The sequence below is a fragment of the Kitasatospora sp. NPDC001540 genome, assembly GCF_042894345.1.
GTDB lineage: Bacteria > Actinomycetota > Actinomycetes > Streptomycetales > Streptomycetaceae > Kitasatospora > Kitasatospora phosalacinea_C.
The window spans coordinates 27,013-45,458 of the sequence record NZ_JBIAVO010000040.1 but is presented as its reverse complement, the minus strand read 5'-3'; the positions used below and the strand labels follow the sequence as shown (position 1 = coordinate 45,458).

At 74.1% G+C, this 18,446-nt stretch carries 17 protein-coding genes and 1 tRNA gene; 13 read left to right on the top strand and 5 right to left on the bottom strand.

The features are described 5' to 3' along the window. The first annotated feature begins 27 nt into the window (after positions 1–27). Both ACFY00_RS32425 and ACFY00_RS32420 read left to right on the top strand, forming a co-directional pair. The gene (locus ACFY00_RS32425) at positions 28–1,038 is read left to right on the top strand and encodes an ArsA-related P-loop ATPase (RefSeq protein ID WP_388036327.1); all 1,011 of its coding nucleotides are present in this window, start codon (positions 28–30) and stop codon (positions 1,036–1,038) included. Positions 1,039–1,088: 50 nt separating this feature from the next. Continuing rightward, a complete protein-coding gene (locus ACFY00_RS32420) occupies positions 1,089–2,264 on the top strand; it encodes an ArsA family ATPase (protein ID WP_388036324.1) in 1,176 nt (391 codons plus the stop codon). A 7-nt stretch (positions 2,265–2,271) separates the two neighbouring features. Here ACFY00_RS32420 and ACFY00_RS32415 read toward each other — a convergent pair whose 3' ends face one another. Further along, on the bottom strand, positions 2,272–2,595 hold the full coding sequence (locus ACFY00_RS32415; RefSeq protein WP_030461873.1) for a WhiB family transcriptional regulator: 324 nt from the start codon (positions 2,593–2,595) through the stop codon (positions 2,272–2,274). Between the two features lie 399 nt (positions 2,596–2,994). Between ACFY00_RS32415 and ACFY00_RS32410 the strand changes: the two genes are divergently transcribed. Then, positions 2,995–5,214, top strand: coding sequence for a transglycosylase domain-containing protein (locus ACFY00_RS32410; protein ID WP_388036263.1), 2,220 nt, complete (start codon positions 2,995–2,997; stop codon positions 5,212–5,214). A 197-nt stretch (positions 5,215–5,411) separates the two neighbouring features. Here ACFY00_RS32410 and ACFY00_RS32405 read toward each other — a convergent pair whose 3' ends face one another. After that, a complete protein-coding gene (locus ACFY00_RS32405) occupies positions 5,412–5,867 on the bottom strand; it encodes a GatB/YqeY domain-containing protein (RefSeq protein WP_388036260.1) in 456 nt (151 codons plus the stop codon). A 131-nt stretch (positions 5,868–5,998) separates the two neighbouring features. Here ACFY00_RS32405 and ACFY00_RS32400 point away from each other — a divergent pair, with 131 nt between their 5' ends. The 7 genes from ACFY00_RS32400 to ACFY00_RS32370 all read left to right on the top strand — a co-directional run bounded on the left by ACFY00_RS32400 (position 5,999) and on the right by ACFY00_RS32370 (position 11,780). Further along, entirely contained in the window at positions 5,999–6,943 is a 945-nt protein-coding gene (locus ACFY00_RS32400) for a metallophosphoesterase (RefSeq protein ID WP_388036258.1), read from the top strand. An 88-nt stretch (positions 6,944–7,031) separates the two neighbouring features. Then, positions 7,032–7,105 (top strand) — tRNA-Pro (locus ACFY00_RS32395). Between the two features lie 133 nt (positions 7,106–7,238). Next, a complete protein-coding gene (locus ACFY00_RS32390; protein ID WP_388036255.1) occupies positions 7,239–8,603 on the top strand; it encodes a YDG/SRA domain-containing protein in 1,365 nt (454 codons plus the stop codon). A 493-nt stretch (positions 8,604–9,096) separates the two neighbouring features. Then, positions 9,097–9,420, top strand: a complete 324-nt coding sequence (locus ACFY00_RS32385; protein WP_388036252.1) for a hypothetical protein — start codon at positions 9,097–9,099, stop codon at positions 9,418–9,420. Then, positions 9,417–9,890: an SsgA family sporulation/cell division regulator gene (locus ACFY00_RS32380; RefSeq protein ID WP_388036250.1), complete on the top strand. Its 474-nt coding sequence runs from the start codon at positions 9,417–9,419 to the stop codon at positions 9,888–9,890. The genes ACFY00_RS32385 and ACFY00_RS32380 overlap by 4 nt, the downstream gene beginning before the upstream one ends. Positions 9,891–10,167: 277 nt before the next feature. Next, complete coding sequence (locus tag ACFY00_RS32375) at positions 10,168–11,499, top strand: hypothetical protein (RefSeq protein ID WP_388036248.1); 1,332 nt, start codon at positions 10,168–10,170, stop codon at positions 11,497–11,499. A gap of 101 nt (positions 11,500–11,600) precedes the next feature. After that, entirely contained in the window at positions 11,601–11,780 is a 180-nt protein-coding gene (locus ACFY00_RS32370) for a hypothetical protein (RefSeq protein WP_388036245.1), read from the top strand. A 160-nt stretch (positions 11,781–11,940) separates the two neighbouring features. Here ACFY00_RS32370 and ACFY00_RS32365 read toward each other — a convergent pair whose 3' ends face one another. The 3 genes from ACFY00_RS32365 to ACFY00_RS32355 all read right to left on the bottom strand — a co-directional run bounded on the left by ACFY00_RS32365 (position 11,941) and on the right by ACFY00_RS32355 (position 15,273). Further along, a complete protein-coding gene (locus ACFY00_RS32365) occupies positions 11,941–12,423 on the bottom strand; it encodes a thioesterase family protein (RefSeq protein ID WP_051777960.1) in 483 nt (160 codons plus the stop codon). Between the two features lie 3 nt (positions 12,424–12,426). Beyond that, positions 12,427–12,684 carry a hypothetical protein gene (locus ACFY00_RS32360; protein WP_388036243.1) on the bottom strand — a complete coding sequence of 86 codons (258 nt, stop codon included), beginning with the start codon at positions 12,682–12,684 and terminating at the stop codon, positions 12,427–12,429. A gap of 228 nt (positions 12,685–12,912) precedes the next feature. Then, positions 12,913–15,273 carry a hypothetical protein gene (locus ACFY00_RS32355; RefSeq protein ID WP_388036240.1) on the bottom strand — a complete coding sequence of 787 codons (2,361 nt, stop codon included), beginning with the start codon at positions 15,271–15,273 and terminating at the stop codon, positions 12,913–12,915. Between the two features lie 264 nt (positions 15,274–15,537). Between ACFY00_RS32355 and sigJ the strand changes: the two genes are divergently transcribed. The 3 genes from sigJ to ACFY00_RS32340 all read left to right on the top strand — a co-directional run bounded on the left by sigJ (position 15,538) and on the right by ACFY00_RS32340 (position 18,440). Then, positions 15,538–16,503 (top strand): RNA polymerase sigma factor SigJ, encoded by a 966-nt coding sequence (gene sigJ, locus ACFY00_RS32350; protein WP_388036238.1) that lies wholly within the window; start codon positions 15,538–15,540, stop codon positions 16,501–16,503. Positions 16,504–16,584: 81 nt separating this feature from the next. Then, positions 16,585–17,427, top strand: a complete 843-nt coding sequence (locus tag ACFY00_RS32345) for a MerR family transcriptional regulator (RefSeq protein WP_388036235.1) — start codon at positions 16,585–16,587, stop codon at positions 17,425–17,427. Beyond that, on the top strand, positions 17,424–18,440 hold the full coding sequence (locus ACFY00_RS32340; protein WP_388036232.1) for a BtrH N-terminal domain-containing protein: 1,017 nt from the start codon (positions 17,424–17,426) through the stop codon (positions 18,438–18,440). Before ACFY00_RS32345 ends, ACFY00_RS32340 begins: the two co-directional genes overlap by 4 nt. Positions 18,441–18,446 lie beyond the last annotated feature (6 nt).

Here is an 18,446-nt window from a genome sequence, read left to right as displayed (position 1 = left end):
CGGGAACCCGACTGGGAGGGCGTCCGGCTGCACGTGGTCAGCGGGAAGGGCGGCACCGGCAAGACCACGCTGGCCGCCGCCCTGGCCCTGGCGCTGGCCGCCGAGGGCGGCCGCACCCTGCTGATCGAGGTGGAGGGCCGGCAGGGCATCGCCGAGCTGTTCCAGATCGCCGCGCTGCCGTACGAGGAGCGCCGGGTGGCCACCGTGACGCCCGCCCAGCTCGGCCTGCCGGGCAAGGGCCACGGCGAGGTGCACGCGCTGGCGATCGACACCGAGCAGGCGCTGCTGGAGTACCTGGAGATGTTCTACAAGCTGGGCCGGGCCGGGAAGGCCCTGCAGAAGGTCGGCTTCGTGGACTTCGCGACCACCGTCGCCCCGGGCGTGCGCGACGTGCTGCTCACCGGCAAGGCCTGCGAGGCGGCCCGCCGCAAGGGCCCGGACGGGCGCCGCCGCTACGACGCGGTGGTGATGGACGCCCCGCCGACCGGTCGGCTGACCCGCTTCCTGAACGTCAACTCCGAGGTCGCGGGCCTGGCCCGGATAGGGCCGATCCACTCCCAGGCGCAGGCGGTGATGCGGGTGCTGCGCTCCCCGGAGACGGCGGTGCACTTCACCACCCTGCTGGAGGAGATGCCGGTGCAGGAGACCGTGGACGGGATCGCCGACCTGCGCGACTCCGGCCTGCCGGTCGGCGGCGTGCTGGTCAACATGGTGCGCCCGCCGATACTGGACGCGGCGGCGGTGGCGGCGGTGGACGGCGACCACCGCGAGGAGGTGGCGCTGGCCCTGGGCGAGGTCGGCCTGGGCGGGCGCTCGCGCAAGCCGGAGACCGTCCGGGCGCACGTCGAGCCGCTGCTCGACCCGCTGCTGGAACAGGCCAGGGAGCACGCCGAGCGGGTCGAGCTGGAGCGCGCCCAGCGCGTCGAGCTCCAGCAACTCAAGCTCCCCACCTACGAGTTGCCGCTGATCGGCGAGGGCATGGACCTGGCCGGGCTGTACCGGCTGGCGGGCGAGCTGAAACGGCAGGGAGCGGCGTGAGCACGAGCGCGAATACGGGTGTGGGCGCGGGCGCGACGGCGGGGGGCGGCATGACCGGGCTGGACATCGACACCCTGATCGACGACCCGGCGACCCGGATCGTGGTCTGCTGCGGCTCCGGCGGGGTCGGCAAGACCACCACCGCCGCGGCGATCGGCCTGCGCGCCGCCGAGCGCGGCCGGCGCGTCGTGGTGCTGACCATCGACCCGGCCCGCCGACTGGCCCAGTCGATGGGTCTGAGCGAGCTCGACAACACCCCGCGGGTGGTCGGCGGCACCCGCGGCACGGGCGAACTCCAGGCCATGATGCTGGACATGAAGCGGACCTTCGACGAGGTCGTGCTAGCCCACGCGGAGCCCGACCGCGCCAAGGCGATCATGGACAACCCGTTCTACCAGTCGCTGTCGGCCGGTTTCGCGGGCACCCAGGAGTACATGGCGATGGAGAAGCTCGGCCAGCTCCGCGCCGAGGACCGCTGGGACCTGATCGTCGTCGACACCCCGCCGTCCCGCTCCGCGCTGGACTTCCTGGACGCCCCCAGCCGCCTCGGTTCCTTCCTGGACGGCCGGGTGATCCGGCTGCTGACCGCCCCCGCCAAGGTCGGCGGCCGCTCCGCGATGAAGTTCCTCAACGTCGGCATGGGGCTGATCAGCGGCACCCTCGGCAAGATCTTCGGCGCCCAACTGCTCAGCGACATCCAGACGTTCGTCTCCGCGACCGACTCGATGTTCGGCGGCTTCCGGGAACGCGCCGACCGCACCTACCAGTTGCTCAAGGCCGAGGGCACCGCGTTCCTGGTGGTCGCCGCCCCGGAGCGCGACGCGCTGCGCGAGGCCGCGTACTTCGTCGACCGGCTGGCCGAGGACGACATGCCGCTGGCCGGGCTGGTGCTCAACCGGGTCCACTCCACCGGCGCCCCGCAGCTCACCGCCGAACGCGCGCTGGCCGCGGCCGAGGCCCTGGAGGAGAACGGCACCCCGCACTCCACCGCGGAGGCCGAGACCCTGGCCGCCGGGCTGCTGCGCCTGCACGCCGAACGGGTGCAGGTCATGGCGAGGGAACGGCGCACCCGCAACCGCTTCGCCTCGGTCTACCCGGACGTACCGATCGTCGAGGTGGCCGCCCTCCCCGGCGACGTCCACGACCTGGACGGCCTGCGGGCCATCGGCGACCTGCTCGGCTCCCCCACCGAACGGCCCGACGGCCCACCCGCCGGCGACTCCTGACGGAGCGTCAGCCCGCCTGGGCGTAGTCCCGCAGGACCACCCCGGTCGCCAACGACTCCTCGTACTCGGTGCGCGCGGTCTCCAGCAGCCGGCGCCAGGAGTCCACGGTCGGCCGACGGCGCAGCAGCGCCCGCCGCTCGCGCTCCGTCATCCCGCCCCAGACGCCGAACTCGACCCGGTTGTCGAGCGCGTCCGCGAGACACTCGGTGCGTACGGGGCACCCGCTGCACACCGCCTTGGCGCGGTTCTGCGCCGCCCCCTGCACGAACAGTTCATCCGGATCGCTCGTGCGGCACGCCGCCTGCGCGCTCCAGTCGTCCACCCAGCCCATCCCGGCGCCGTCCTCTCCCGATTCGGGGCTCCCCCACGGCGGCAACGGCATATTCACCGTTGCCAGTTGAGGACGTTACGGAAGAACGGCACAGCGCAACAGCCCCTGTGGGCCCAATCTCGAATGACCCGATCGGACTATGGGTGTCCGGCAGCTCACTCGTTGGAGTGACCGCAGGTCGGGGGCCTTGCCGAGGTCGAAAGGGTCGCTTTCGTCACGGTGCGCGACAGCAACCCGCCCTGCATCCATCCGGATTACGGACACAATGCCGCGAATCGGACAAAGCTCATCACTCACAAGAGTGATGACGATGAACAGAGCGAAGCTGTCGCAGTTCTGTGACAAGCGTAGGCGAACACCTGCCCCCCTGTACGGGATTCCGCGACGTAGGGTTTCCCCATGGCACCTTCGCGATCCACCGACACCCTCATGGACAAGGCAGGGCACGGCGTCAAGTTCCTGGGCGGTTCGATCCTGGCCGGCGTCCTGGTCGCCGGGATGGCGCTGCCCGCGGTCGGCGCCTTCGGCCTGACCGCCAAGGACACGGCGGAGTCGTTCGAGAACATCCCGGACGACTTCAAGCAGCCCACCCTCTCCCAGGCGTCGATGATCTACGACGCCAAGGGCGGCCTGATCGCCAAGGTCTACGACCGCGACCGCACCATCCTCACCGCGGACCAGATGGCCCCCGTGATGCGCCAGGCCCAGGTCGACATCGAGGACGCCCGCTTCTACGAGCACGGCGCCATCGACCTCAAGGGCGTGCTCCGCGCCATCACCAAGAACGCCGAGTCCGGCACCACCGCGCAGGGCGCCTCCACGCTCACCCAGCAGTACGTGAAGAACGTCTTCGTCGAGCAGGCCGGCGACGACCAGGACGCGTTCCTGGAGGCCACCAAGAAGAGCCTGGGCCGCAAGATCCAGGAGCTGAAGTACGCCATCAAGCTGGAGGAGGACCTGTCCAAGGACCAGATCCTCACCAACTACCTGAACATCACCTTCTACGGCCACCAGGCGTACGGCGTCGAGGCCGCCGCCAACCGGTACTTCAGCAAGAGCGCCAAGGACCTCACCGTCCCCGAGGCCGCGATGCTGGCCGGCCTGGTGCAGAACCCCACGGCGTACGACCCGATCGCCCACCCGCAGGCCGCGAAGACCCGCCGCAACACGGTGATCAACAAGCTGCTGGAGTACAAGCACATCACCCCCGAGGCGGCCAAGGCCGCCCTCGACTCCGACCTCGGCATCAAGTACTCCGAGCCGCAGAACGGCTGCATCACCGCGCAGAACGGCATGGGCTTCTTCTGCGACTACGTGCGCCACGTGGTCAAGCAGGACCCGGCGTTCGGCGCGACCGCCGCGGACCGCCAGAAGCTCTGGGCCCAGGGCGGGTTGAAGATCAACACCACCATCGACCCGGACAAGCAGGCCGCCATGTACAACGCGGTCACCAAGAAGGTCTACGTGACCGACCCGGTGTCCGCCGCGGGCACCATGGTCGAGCCCGGCACCGGCAAGATCCTCGCCATGGCGCAGACCCGCCCGTACGGCCTGGACGCCTCGAAGAACCAGATCGTGCTGAACCTCAACGTCGGCTCGTCGATGGGCGGCGGCAGCGGCTTCTCCCCCGGCTCGACCTTCAAGCCGATCGTGGCCGCGGCCGCCCTGGAGTCCGGCATCCCGATCACCCAGGAGTACCCCTCGCCCAACAGCATGGTGTACCCCAAGATGACCACCTGCGACGGCTCCACCACCAACGAGAAGGGGGAGTCGCTGACCAACGAGTCGCCCAGCGAGGTCGGCCCGTACAGCCTCCAGGTCGCCATGCAGAAGTCGGTCAACACCTACTTCATCCAGCTCGAACAGCAGGTCGGCCTGTGCCCGGTCAAGCAGATGACCGACAAGCTGGGCCTGAGCACCCTGGCCAACGGCACCCAGATCAAGCAGATCGCCTCGATGACGCTCGGCACCCAGGAGGTCAGCCCGCTCCAGATGGCCAGCGCCTACGCGGCGTTCGCCGCCCGCGGCCTCTACTGCTCGCCGATCGCGATCACCTCGGTCACCGGCGCCAACGGCAAGAACATCGGCGTCCCGAGCGCCAACTGCACCCAGGCGATGGCCCAGACCACCGCGGACGGCATCAACACCCTGCTGCTCGGCGTCACCGAGAAGGGCACCGGCTCCGCCCTCGGCCTCGACGACGGCCGCCAGATCGCGGGCAAGACCGGCACCACCGACGAGCGCTTCGCGGCCTGGTTCACCGGCTACACCCCCGACCTGGCCACCTCGGTCTGGCTCGGCGGCGTCGGCGGCAACGTCTCGATGAAGAGGGTCCGCATCGGCGGCCACTACTTCGACGCGGTCTACGGTGCGGACGGCCCCGGCCCGATCTGGCAGAAGGCCATGAACGACGCGCTCAAGGGCAGCAGCCCGCGCTCCTTCCAGAAGGTCGACATCCCGCAGCCCACCCAGGCGCCCACCACCCCCACCCCCGGCGACACCCCGTCCAACCCCTCCGGCGACAACGCCCAGGGCGGCAACAACGGCTGGCCCGGCGGCGTCACCCTCCCGCCCGGCGTCATCGGCGGCAACAACGGCGGCAAGCCCGGGCGCCACTGACCCACCGGCACACGGCGGCGGGGCCGCCCGCGAGGAGTTCCCCTCCTCGCGGGCGGCCCCGTCGCTTCGCGTCCGGCGACCTGCCGGCGGCCTGCCGGTGTCGCTCCCGCGCTCCCGTCCCCCTCCCGGGTTCCGGCGCTCCGGCCGTCCCGCGTTCCGGCGGTGCGGCGGTGCGGCGGTACGGCGGTGCGGCGGGTTCAGCCGGCCAGGGCGGCCTTGACCGCGGCGGCCACCCGGCCGCCGTCCGCCTTGCCCTCCACCTGCGGACGCACCAGCTTCATCACCGCGCCCATGCCCTGCGGACCGCTGGCCCCGGACTCCGTCACCGCGGCGGCCACGATCGCGGCCAGCTCCTCGTCCGACAGCTGCTTCGGCAGGAACCCGGCCAGCACCTCGCCCTCGGCCCGCTCCCGCGCCGCCTGCTCGGTCCGACCGGCACCCTCGAAGGCGTCCGCCGCCTCCCGGCGCTTCTTCGCCTCCTTGCCGATCACCTGCAGCACCTCGGCGTCGGACAGCTCCTTCTTCTCCTTGCCCGCCACCTCCGCGCTGGTGACCGCGGACAGCGTCAGCCGGAGGGTGGACGAGCGCAGCTCGTCCCGGGCCTTGATCGCAGCCGTGAGGTCCTCCTGCAGCTGCTCCTTCAACGTCGTCATGCCGCCGATTCTGGCACCTGCCCCGCCGCCGTGCCGCCCCATTTCCCGCCCACCGCTCCCCCGGCCCCCGTCCGTGCGCTTCCTCCCCGGCCCCCCTCCGGGGCGTCCGGGCGGTCTGCGACCATGGACCGATGCGACCGCTGTACTCCGTCCCGCTCGGTGTCGCCGCCACCGGCGCCGCCTGCCTCGTCTACGCCGCCGGGTACGAGGTGCGCTCGTTCCGCCTGCGCCGCGTCGAGGTCCCGGTCCTGCCCGCCGGTGCCCGGCCGCTCCGGATCCTCCAGGTCTCCGACATCCACATGGTCAACGGCCAGGCCAAGAAGCAGCGTTGGCTGAAGAGCCTGGCCGGGCTCCGCCCCGACCTGGTCGTCAACACCGGCGACAACCTCTCCGACCCGCTCGGCGTCCCCGCCGCCCTGGACGCCCTCGGTCCGCTGATGGACTTCCCCGGCGTCTACGTCTTCGGCTCCAACGACTACTACGGCCCCGCCCGCAAGAGCCCCACCCGCTACCTCAAGGCCCTCCGCAGCGGCGTCCACGGCCTCAACAACCCCGACGGCACCGGCCGCCGCGGAATCTCCGGCGCCGTCCACAACCCCTGGCAGAAGCTCCGCGACGGCTTCGACCAGGCCGGCTGGCTCAACCTCAACAACGCCCGCGGCCGCCTCACCGTGGCCGGCCTCGACGTCGAGTTCACCGGCCTCGACGACCCGCACATCCGCCACGACGACTACGCCGCCGTCGCCGGCGGCCCCTCCCCCGACGCCGACCTCTCCCTCGCCGTCGTCCACGCCCCCTACCTCCGTACCCTCGACGCCTTCACCGCCGACGGCTACCCCCTGATCCTGGCCGGGCACACCCACGGCGGCCAGCTCTGCATCCCCTTCTACGGTGCCCTCGTCACCAACTGCGACCTCGACACCGACCGCGTCAAGGGCCTCTCCACCCACACCACCCCCCACCACCGCTCCTACCTCCACGTCTCCGCAGGCTGCGGCACCAACCGCTACACCCCCGTCCGCTTCGCCTGCCCCCCCGAAGCCACCCTCCTCACCCTCACCCCCGCCCCGCGCTGACCAGCCCCTAAACCGGATTTCGTCTCTGGCCCCACCTCCTGTAGAGTTCTACTCGTTGCGCCGAACACGGAAGGCAACACAGCAGGACCGGGGTATAGCGCAGCTTGGTAGCGCGCTTCGTTCGGGACGAAGAGGCCGTGGGTTCAAATCCCGCTACCCCGACTTCGTAGTAGCAGGCAAGGGCCCTGCCGGAGAGATCCGGCAGGGCCCTTCCTCGTTGTGCGGGCGTCGCCCTGACGACTCATGCCCCGGGGGCCGCCCGTCTCCAGGTGATCAAGAGGGAAAGCGATACCTGATGACGAAGCACGTAGATGATGTCCGCTCGGCTGTGGCCGCTCTCCATGTTGACCGCTCCTCCGGTCAGCCCGCTCGGCATCAGCCGATCACCTTGCTCTGGGCCATGGGCCGGGCGGCAGCGGGGCAGGCACGGCTACTGCCGTGGAAGAACGCCAGACCGGACCTGAAGCGGCTCTTGAAGGAGTACGGCCGCCCCGGCTCTGACCCGGCGCCGCAGTACCCGTTCGTGGCTCTTCGGAACTCGGGCTTGTGGCAACTCGACGGCGTCGCGGGCGATGTTCCGGTGGCGCGGGGTTCGAAGCTACTGCCCTGGCTGAACGCCCAGAACCCCCGGGGCGGCTTGGAGGGCTGGGTCTACGACCTCCTCGTTGACGACCCAGAAGCGAGGCGCGTGGTGATCGAAGATCTGGTGGCCCGGTTCTTCGAGGGGGCGGCTCCAGACGGCTTGCTTCGAGACACCCTGCTGCTGGGCCCGGTCTTCGACGGTTTCGGGCCGGTCCCCGGCGTCGCGGTGGGCACCGTCTTCGCCAACCGTGCGGAGCTCCACCGTGCCCAAGTGCACCGTCCGCTCCAAGGCGGCATCTGCGGAACCAGGGAGAACGGCGCCGAGTCCATCGTCGTGTCGGGTGGGTACGAGGACGACGAGGACCACGGCGACACGATCATCTACACGGGCCAGGGCGGTCGCGACGAACGCACCGGCCAGCAGGTGTCCGACCAACAGCTCACCCTGGGCAATGCGGCCCTCGTCACCAGCAGAACCGCAGGACGGCCCGTACGCGTCATCCGCGGGACGAACGGTGACCAGCAGTACTCCCCCGAATCCGGGTACAGGTACGACGGGCTCTACCTTGTCGACGACTACTGGTCCGAACGCGGGCAGTCCGGTCACTTGGTCTGGCGTTACCGGCTGGTCCGGCTGCCCGACGAACCGCTCCGGCCCGTTGCTCCCGCTCCCGCCCTGCCCGTTCCCGCCGGCCAGGAGACGTTGACGCGTGTCGAGTCATCGATCCTGCGCATCCTCCGGAGCAGCGCCGTCGCGAACTACGTGAAACGTGCCCACAACTTCTCCTGCCAGGTGTGCAGCATCCGTTTGGAGACGCCGACCGGCGCCTACGCAGAAGCCGCGCACATCCGGGGACTGGGACGGCCGCACAACGGTCCCGACATCGCCTCGAACGTCCTCTGCCTGTGCCCCAACCACCACAAGCTCTTCGACTTCGGCATGTTGACCATCGCCGACGATCTGGCGATCACCGACCGGTCCACCGGGCAGGTCATCGGCCGGTTGCGCGAGGTCCCTGCCCACCAGGTCGAACGTCGCTTCTTGGCCTACCACCGCGAGCATCACGCCCAAGTCTGAAGCTGCTCGTCGACGAAGAACACCCGAGAGGGAGCGGGGGGGGGGGGGGGGGGCGGCGGGGCGGCCGGCCCCCCCCCCCCCCCCCCCCCCCCCCCCCCCCCGCCCGCCCCCCCCCCCCCCCCCCCCCCCCCCCCCCCCCCCCCCCCCACGCCCGCGCACTGGCCGCGGCCCTGGCCGGGCCCCCGGCCGAGTTCCCGGCCGCGAACGGCGCGGGCAGCGGGACGGACGACGGCCGGACGGCTTCCGGCGCCTGACGCTCCGGCCGCTGCCGGGACGCGTCGGACGGGCCGCCGGGCGGTCGTCGCAACGGTCGTCGCAACGGCCTCCGCAACGGCCGCCGCGACGGGATCGCACCCGTCCGGGGCGGCGTGCGGACGAGTGGCGTGACCGCCCCCGGGTTCGGTCGTTATCCCCGGACGTGAGTGCCGACCCCCGGGCCCCGATGGGTGTCCGCGACGAAACGATTCAGCAAGCCCCCATCTACGCAAGACTGGTGACGCTCTGGCACCAGTCCGGCCGTACCGTGCCCGGCCGCCGGGACCACGAGTGGTCCCGGCTGGTCACCCCGCCCCGGTTCTCCACCCACCCGGCCCCCGCACGGGAGCGGCTCTCCCCGCCGCCCCCGCCCGACCGCCCCCGGGCGGACGGCACGGAGGCGGAGGCCGCGAGCCCCCCGCCGGTGGAGGCGCCCCCCGCCGCCCCGTCCGCCGCTCCGCCCCCCGTCCCGCCACCCGTCCCGCCACCCGTCCCGCCACCCGTCCCGACTGCCGCCCCGACCCCCGTCCCGTCCGTCGTCCGCCCGAGGGAGGCGTCGTGAACCACCGCAACACCCCGCACGCGTGGCTGCGACGCAGCGGCGAGCCGGACTGCGTGCTGCTGCTGGACGTGACGGTCGCGCCGTGCCCGGGACTGCAGGTCTCGGTGCCGGCCCGGCTGCGCTACCACCGGGACGACCCGTACGCCGTGCACCTGGACTGCCACGTCGACCTGGAGGAGCCGATCACCTGGCTGTTCGCCCGCGAGCTGCTGGTGGAGGGGCTGGAGGGGTGGGCCGGGATCGGGGACGTGACGATCCGGCGGTCGGCCTCGGACGGGGGACTGCTGGCGATCGCGCTGAGCACGCCCGGCCAGACCGCGGTGCTGCGGACCCCGGCCGAGCCGGTGCGCGGCTTCCTGGAGCTGACCCACCGACTGGTGCCGGTCGGCACCGAGCACCGGCACCTGGACGCCGAGGGGATGATGCGCCGGATGCTGGAGGAGGCCGGGGGCGCGGAGCGGTTCGACTAGGACGCGCGGGAGGCCGGAGGAGCCGGAGGAGCCGGAGGGAACGGAGGGGAACGAAAAGGTGATCGCATTCCTGTCTGGTCATCGTATTCAGCCGGGTCCGGCGACTCCGGCCGGTCGGAATTCACTCCTTCGCCGCGGAATGGAAACACTCGGCGCAGTTTCGGTTTCCGCGCCCGGGCGTTGAACAGGCGACGCTCGGCCGGAACCGGCATTCGGCATCGACGTCGCCCGTTATTCTGAGGCCAACCCCTTAGGTGGTCCGCACGAGGAGTTGTCGATGCCGCACGCCCGTGGTCCGAACACCGCGCTGCGCGGGTGCATGGCGGAGGCCGGGTGGAACGGCCCGGCGCTGGCGGCCGCGCTGCAGAAGGTGGCCCGGGAGAGCGGCTTCAGCGTGGGCTACGACCGGACGACGGTGGCGCACTGGCTGTCCGGCACCCAACCGCGGCCGCCCGGGCCGCAGTTGCTGGAGGAGGCGTTCGCCCGGCGGCTGGGCCGCCCGGTCTCGCGGGACGAACTCGGCCTGCAGTCGACCGATCCGGCGCCCGCGGAAGGGCCCGAGCAGGGGGCGGCGGACGCCCTGGCGGGGCTGCGCCGACTGCATTCCTGGCCGAATTCCGGCGAACCGCAGGACGAAACGTATCAGCCTCCGCTGTTCCAGATCCGGGCGGTGCCCGCCCCGCGTCCGGCGGCGCGACCCGGCCCCGCCGGGGGTCCGGCCCCCCGCCCGCCGCTGATCCCGTCCGTCCGCCGCTCCGGGCCGGAGCGGATCGGGGCCCGGCAGGTGGAGGCGGTGCGGGAGATGACGGCGTTCGGCGCCCGGCACTACGACGGGTACGGCGGGGCGATCGCCCGCGGCCTGCTGCTGGGGTACCTGCGCGACCAGGTGCTGCCCTGGGCGAAGTCCCCCGCCGGGGGTCCGCGGCACGCCGAACTGCTGGTCGCCGCCTCCCAGTTGGTCCGCCTGGTCGGGCGGACGTACACCGACGACAACCGGCACGGCGAGGCCCAGCGGCACTACCGGCTGGCCTACCAGCTCGCGGCCGAGGCGCAGGACGGCCCGGCCCAGGCGATGGCGCTGCGCGACCAGAGCACCCAGGCCGGGGCGCTCGGGCACCAGGCGTACGCGGCCCGGCTGGCGGACGCGGCGGCCGAGCACCTGCCGTCGGACGCGGCACCGGGCGTGCGGGCCTTCGTGCTGGCCCAGCAGGCGGTGGCGACGGCCCGGCTGCGGCAGTCCGCGCAGGCGCTCAAGCACCTGGAGGGGGCGCAGCACTGGGCGGCGCGGGCGACCGCGGAGGGCGGCCCGCACCGGTACCCGGAGCCCGCGCTGCTGTACCAGGCCGCGCAGGTGCACCGCTCGCTGCGGGCCACCGAGCTGTCGCTGTCGTACCTGCGGGCCTCGCTGCGGGCCCGGCCCCCGGGCGAGCACCGGACGATCGGGGTGTCGCTGCTGCAACTCGCGCACCTGGAGCTGGACGCGGGCAACATCCACCAGGCCCGGCGGGCGTACGCGAGCTTCCGGGAGCGGCAGGACGCGCTGAGCTCCCCGGCGACGATCCTCCAACTGTCGCGCCTGGAGGGCCGGTTCGCCCGGCTGGGCGGGTAGCCGGGCGGGCGGCGGGGCATGCCGGGGCGCGGACCGGCGGTGGGGTGAGACGCGCGGGCGGGGTGCTTGGCGGGCGGGGGCGGCGGTGATCCATTGACGCCATGAACGATCCCTCGTACTACCCGCTGGTGCGGCCCGCCCCTTCGTCGACGATCGCCCCGGAGGCCGTGGACCGCGCGGCAGTTGGCGCCGCTTCCCCGGGTGCCGCTCCGCCGGGCGGCGGCGCCCCGTCGCCCGGGGTGCCGGACCGGGTCGGGTCCGGCACCCGGCAGGTCAGCTGACGGGCACCGGGTGCGGTCCTCGGGCCGGACGGGGCCGCAGGGAGGTGGCGCGGGAACGGGAGCGGGAACGGCCCCGGGGCCGGGTGGGGTGCCCGGGCCGGGGCCGTCCGTCCTGCTCTCCTGGGCGGGAGCGCCGCTCCCCGGTCGCGCCCCGTACGGGTCAGGAGGCGCGTTCGTTGAGGGCGGGGACCCTGATCCGGCCGGTGGAGCGCACGGGGACGCGGCCGACGGGGGCGACGGGACCGGTGGGACGGACCCGGTAGCGGTTGAGGTGGCGGCGTTCGGCCTCGCGCAGCGGGCGGCTGCGCCGGGTCGCGGCGTCGGTCGGCACGGTGACCGTCCGGGCCTGGAACACCATCTGCCCGCGTCGGCGGGCCTCGCAGGTGGTGCTGATCGAGGACCGGCCGAGGCGCTCCACCCAGATCTGCACGGGCAGCGGGGTGGGGCAGTGGTAGAGCGGGGAGCGGTAGTCGATCTCGTGACGGGCGATCATGAACCCGTCCTCGAAGAGGTCCTGGCCCTCGGTGTCGTCGTACAGCAGGCAGTAGACCGCCTCCTGGACGTACTGGAGGACCTTGAGGTTGTTGACGTGGCCGAAGGCGTCCATGTCGCCCCAGCGGGTGCGGCACAAGTAGGTGTACAACGGTCAGCCGTCCGTTCGGTGTTCGCCGTGGTAGCCGAGGCTGCGGCGCAGGTACCCGTAGGCGTACGGGGAGCGGTGCAGGGCGGTGTCGTGGCCCTGTTCGTAGACCTCGGCGGCGGTGTCCAGGACGGCGCGGCCGAGGATCCGTTCGGTGCGGCGGCAGAGCGTCTCGAGTGCGGCCAGCCGCTGGGCGGCGGGCAGTCCGGCGAGGGCTGCGCACTCCCTCTCCACGTGGTCGACCCCGTCACGGTGTTCAGACATCGATTCCTCGTTTCCGGTCGGACTTGTTCGGATGTGTGTCGCGTGAGGATTCAGGAAGGGGGTTCAGCAGTGAGTTTCATTCGTCGAGGGGGAAGGGCCGGCGGCTCCGTTGACGCCGAATGTCCTTCCGCTGGTCAAACTCGATCAGGAACCAGCCGGAAATGGCGAACTACGCGGTCTTTTGTTGAAGATGGCTGAACCGTCGTCAACTTTCAACACGGGGGGTGCTCAGCCGACCAGGGTGAGGGCGAGCACCGAGTCGGGCAGGGCGGCGACCACCAGGCCGTCGGGGGTGACCGAGAGGGTGCGGACGGCCGCGCCGAGGCGGAGGTCGGCGCCGTGGTGGCGCTCGCCCCAGCGGCGCAGCCGCAGCAGGCCGTCGGACCAGGCGGCGGCGAGCAGCAGCCCGGCGGGGGTGTTGCCGAGGGCGACGGCGGTGACCGGGTGCGGGCGCTGGTCGACGGGGGCGGGCAGCGGCGGGCGGCCGGGCATCCAGGTCCACACCCGGCCGTCCTCGCCGCCGCTGGCGACCAGGGAGCCGCCGTCGGCCGGGGCCACGTCGAGGGCGGTGACCGGGCCCTCGTGCAGGGGGTGTTCGGGCCGGTGGGCGGTGCCGGTGGAGACCTCGCTGTAGGTGGTGAGGCCGTCGGGGCGGCCGAAGACCATGACGTCCTCGTGCGCGGCGACGGCGGTGCAGGCGTCGAGGGCGGCCAGCGCCCCGCCCGGGACGCCCTCGGCGCCGCGGACGGTGAGCGGGTGCAGCGCGCCGGAGGCGCCCAGCAGCAGGGCGCCGCCGAACGGGGTCGCGGTCAGGGCGCGCGGGTGGGGTTCGTGCAGCGGCTCGGCCGGTGCGCCGGGCCGCTCGTCGAGGAGGCGGCCGGTGGCGGGGTCGGCCAGGTGCAGGCCGGCGCCGTCGACCAGCAGCAGGTGCCCGGCGGACGGGCCCAGGCCCGGGGTGGCGGCGCAGGGGCCGTCGACGGGGGTGTGCTGCCAGACGGCGCGCCAGCGGGTGTCGGCCTGCCGGGCGAGTTCGGCGCAGTGCGCGGCGGCGGCGTCGTCGCGACCGGTGAGGTGGGCGTGCAGGACGGCGGCGCGGTCGGCGGGGCGGGCGGTGGCGGCCCGGTCGGGGGCGGCGCGGCGCCAGGCCTCGGTGATCGGGGTGGGCGGCAGCCCGCTGTCCTCGGCGTACTGGAACGCGGCGGTGACGGCGGCGGGTTCGGCGTGCAGCAGCAGGTCGATCTCGCCGAGCACCGGGCTGGCCGGGTCGCCCGCAGAGGCGTGCCGGAGCAGCAGGGCGAGGCGTTCGGGGTCGCTGGCGGCGAGGTCGGGGCCGCCGTCGGCGCGCACGGGTATGCCGCCCGCGACCTGCCACACCATGGCGCCGTGGTCGACCGGCGGGCTGTCGGCGGCGACCAGGGCGGCGAGCTGCTGGGGGCGCAGCCGCCAGCGGTCGGCCATCGGGGGCGGCGGCAGCAGGTCGGCGGCGGCCGCGACGGAGGCGGCGTCGGCGCCCGGCAGGGTCGCCCACAGGGCGGTGCTGATCGGCCCCTCGGCCCCGGCCAGCGCGGTGAGGGCGGTGCGTTCGGCGTCCGGGACGGCCGCCCACCAGGCCTCGGCGAGCGCGGCGGCGCGCGCGGCGGGCGGCCGGGCCGGGTCGGGGGCGGCGCCGGGGGTGCGGGCGGCGAGCTGGGCCAGGCCCGGGCTGGGGTGGGTGGCGGCCGGGTCGACGGGGTGGCCGGGCAGCCCCGCGCACCAGGCGGCGTACTTGGCGGGGTCGGTCCACTGCGGCTGGTCGAGGTCGAGGACGGCGCCGGTGGGGGCGGCGGCGGTGAGCGCCTCGGCGGCGGGGCCGTCGGCGGCCTCGACGACCAGCAGCAGCCAGGGGACGGACAGCAGCGGGACGAGGAGCTCGCGGGCCAGCCGTTCGGGCTGGTCGGGCAGCCGGGAGCCGCCGGCCCGGTCGAGGTCGGTGACCACGACGGTGCGGGGGGCGCCGTCCTGGAGCGCTTCGAGCAGCTCGGCGGGCTCGCCCGCGGTGAGGCCGAGCAGGTCGGCGAGCCGGGCGGTGGCCGACCGGACCGTCAGCCCCTCGGCGTCCAGCAGCGCGTGGACGCGGCGGCCGGGGCGCGGGTGGTCGGGCGGGCAGGCGGCGGCGAGCCAGGTCAGCAGGTGGGTGCGGCCGCTGCCGGAGGAGCCGGTGATCCGGCACAGCCGGGGCGCGCGGGCGTCCTCCAGCCAGGAGAGCAGGGCGCGCCCGGCGGGGCGGCGTCCGGCGCCGAGCGGCGGCAGGCCGGGGGCGGGGGCGTCGGCGGGCACGGGTGCGGGCCCGGGCAGCGGGCGGCCGTGGCGCGGGTTGGGGCGGTGGGCGCCGGGGGTGCCGGTGCGGTCGGCGGGCGGGACGCTGGCGCGCACGGCGTGCACGGGGATCCGTCCGGCGGGGTCGAGGCCGTCGTCCAGCAGGTACTGCCAGCACCCGGGCGTCCCGGCCGCTCCGGGCGTCCCCGTCGTCCCGGGCGTTGCGTCGGGGGCCGTCGGCCCGCCCTCCGCCCGGTCCGCGAGTCGAACTCCGGCGCGGTTGTCGCTGTCCACTTGTCGCCTGTCCTTCGTGTCCGTCCCCGTCGGCCGGTCCCCTCGGCGGGCGCCCGGACGGGGTCGGGCGCTCCCGACTCGTCGTGGCACCGTCATTTCCGGCCGCGGTCAGCCTACTTGAGGTGCCCGGACGACTGTTCGGGCCCGGCCCGTCGAACCCGGGCACGGGTGTGAGGCGGGTCACAGCGCCCGGTGTCGCGGCACGTTCCGCGGTCCGGTCCGGTTCCCTGTTCCGGACACGACCGACGGAGCGAGGGAGCGGGCATGGAGCGGGCGACGGGGGCGGCCGGGGTCGCGGGAGCGGCGGAGACGGAGACGGAGACGGCGGGGGAACGGGCCGACCGGGCGTACGCGGTCCACCGGGAGCTGCTGTTCTCCCTCGTCTACAACCTGCTGGGCAGCGTCGCCGACACCGAGGACGTCCTCCAGGACACCTGGCTGGCCTGGAGCGCCCGCGCCACCGACCCGACCGCCCCCGGGATCGAGCACCCCAAGGCGTACCTGGTGCGGATCGCGGTGAACCGGGCCCTCGCCCAGCAGGCCGCGGCCGGTCGGCGGCGCGAGACGTACGTCGGCCCGTGGCTGCCGGAGCCGCTGGTGGGCCCGCCGCTGGGCGCGGACGGCGGGACGGGGGACGTCGCGCTGGCCGCCGAGCGCGCCGAGTCGGTGTCGCTGGCGCTGCTGGTGGTGCTGGAGACGCTGTCGCCGCTGGAGCGCGCCGCGTTCGTGCTGCACGAGGTGTTCGGGTACGGCGGGGCCGAGGTCGCCGCGGTGCTGGGCCGCAGCCCGGCGGCGGTGCGGCAGTTGGTCAGGCGGGCCCGCGCCCACGTCCAGGAGCGCCGTCCCCGCTACGAGGCCGGGCCCGCCGTGCGGCGCCAGGTCACCGAGCGCTTCCTCGCCGCGGCCCTCGGCGGCGACCTGAAGGCCCTGCTGGAACTGCTCGCCCCGGACGTCACCCTGATCGGCGACGGCGGCGGCAAGGCCCCCGGCGGACGGCGCCCGCTCACCGGCCGCGCCAAGGTCGCCCGCCTGCTCGCCGCGCTGGCCGGGAAGTCCGGCAACCGCGGCCTGGAGGTGGCCTGGCGCAGCGTCAACGGCGCCCCCGCCGCCGCCTTCTCCGCCTTCGGCCGCCCGTTCGCGGTCCTGGTCCTGGACCTGGCGCCGGAGGGCGACCTGGTCCGCGGCATCCACGCGGTCTCCAACCCCGACAAGCTGCGCGGGCTGGCCTGACCCGTCGGGCCCGACGGGCGGGCCCGCACCGCGGGGACCGGCGCTGGACCCTCCCACCGTGGGAGGGTCCAGCATGGTGGCGTGCACGACGAACTCCTCACCATCGGGCGCTTCGCCCGGCTGTGCCGCCTCAGCGTGAAGCAGCTGCGGCACTACGACGACTTGGGGCTGCTGGCCCCCGTCCGGGTGGACGCGGGCTCCGGCTACCGCTACTACGCACCCGGGCAGGCGCGCGACGCCCTGACCATCGCCCTGCTGCGCGAGATGGACCTCCCGCTGGCCGTGATCGGCCGGGCGCTGGCCGCCGGGCCCGAGCACAGGGCGGGGATCCTGCGCGCCGAACGGGACCGGCTGGCCGAGCGGATCAGCCGGGACCGGGCCCGGATGGGGATGCTGGAGCGGCTGGCAGCGGACGGCCTGCCCGGCCACCGGGTGACGCTGGGCCGGGAGCCGGAGCGGCGGCTGGCGGTGGTGCGAACGGTCTGCACCCCGGCGGGCATCGGCGCCGGGGTCGCGCGGTGCGCGGGCCGGCTGCTGCCCGTGCTCGGCCGGACGGGCACGGCGTGGGAGCCGCCGCTGTGGGGGCTGTACCCGCTGGACCTGGAGGAGCGGACGGAGATCGCCGTCGGGGCGCAGCTCCCGCAGGGGGACGGCGTGCCCGGCCTGGAGTTCGAGGTGCTGCCCGGTGGACTCGTCGCCGAGACGGTGCACACCGGGCCCTACGAACAGCTCCCGCTGGCCTACCACGCGCTCTTCGCCGCCGTCCACGAGCGCGGACTGCACCCGCGGGCACCGGTGCGCGAGGCGTACCTCGTCGGCCCGGCGGAGGCACCGCCGGAAGGACTGACGACCCGACTGGTCGTCCTCGTCCAGGAGCAGGACGTCCGGGAGCAGGCCGTCCGGGAACGGGAGGGCGCGGCATGACCACGGTGACGGGCATCGACGCCCGCGGAGGCCTGCACTGCGAGACGACCGCGCTGGGGGTGCTGCTGCGGCACCAGGGGATCGACCTGTCCGAGCCCATGCTGTTCGGCCTCGGCTCCGGTCTGTCCTTCGTCTACTGGGACGGCAGGAACCTGGACTTCCCCTTCCTCGGAGGACGGGTGAAGCCCTTCGAACTGACCAGGAACCTGGCCGCCACGCTCGGACTGGACCTCCTGGTCCGGGAGACCACCTCCCCGCGCAGGGCGTGGGACGACGTGGCGGCCGCCATCGACGGGGGCCGTCCCGTCGGGCTCCAACTCGACAGCTACCACCTGGACTACTTCGGCACGAGGGCCCACTTCGGCGGACACGTCGTCGCCATGTACGGCTACGACGACCACCGGGCCCACCTGGTGGACACCGCCCAGCAGGGCGGGGCCGTCTCCACCAGCCTGGCCGGCCTCGCCCGGGCCCGGGCCGCCCGCGGCCCGATGACCGCCAGGCACCGGTCCTTCACCCTCACCGTCCCGGACGACCCGCCCGCCCCGCGCGAACGCGTCGTCCCCGCCGTCACCGCCTGCGCCGAGGCCTTCCTCCACCCGCCGATCTCCAACCTCGGCCACCGCGGCGTCGCGAAGGCCGGCCGGCTGGTGCGCGGCTGGCTCCGGCGCACCGACGACCCCCGGCGGGACCTGACCCGGGCCGCCCTGCTGATGGAGGAGGGCGGTACCGGCGGCGCCCTGTTCCGCAACCTCTACCGCGACTTCCTCGCCGAGTGCACCGACCTGGTCGACAGCCGCCACCTGCGCACCGGCCACGCGCTGTACGCCGAGGCCGCGCCCCTGTGGACGGAAGCGGCGGCGCTGATCGGGAAGGCCGGCGCATCGGGCGACGCGCAGCACCTCGCCCGGGCGGGCGCGATCCTCGACGAGCTCGCACGCGTCGAGCGCGAGGCCATGCAGGCGCTGTGCCGCCTGGGGGACGGGAGCCCGGACGGCCGCGCCCCTCGGTGAGCCCGG